The following is a 397-nucleotide window of genomic DNA, read 5'->3' as shown; positions in this document are numbered from 1 at the left end:
GGCTGGTCCCAGGCCATGTAGCTGGTGGTGGTCTTCTGGCCGCGCGGGTTGGTCACCCGGGTCTGGAAGCCGGTCAGGTACTCGGTGGTGGTGGTCAGCACGCCCAGTTCGGAGTCCTGCTTGACCGTGAGCGGGCGGTCCAGGGCGTCGTAGGTGGTCGTGGTGCCCTTGAGGGTGTCGTTGACCGTGGCGATGCTGCGCACCGGGTAGGACTGGAACACCAGCCGGCCCTGGGTGTCGTAGCGCTTGACCACGACGCTGCGGGTGTTGGCGGCGTCGGCGTTGTCGAAGGACTCCTCGACCACCGGGCGCCAGAGGGCGTCGAAGGCGGTGATCTTGCGGGCGTTGCCGGTGCTCACCGTCTGCAGCCAGTGCCCGGCGGGCAGGCCGTAGCGGG

General features: G+C 69.3%; 1 pseudogene. It reads right to left on the bottom strand.

The features are described from left to right. Window positions 1-397: pseudogene (locus tag MD221_RS17450) on the bottom strand (RHS repeat protein); the annotation flags it as partial.

It is taken from the genome of Luteimonas aquatica, from assembly GCF_022662575.1.
GTDB classification, from domain to species: Bacteria; Pseudomonadota; Gammaproteobacteria; order Xanthomonadales; family Xanthomonadaceae; genus Luteimonas; species Luteimonas aquatica.
Note: the sequence above shows the minus strand (reverse complement) of the source record. Positions and strands in the feature narration are given on the sequence as shown.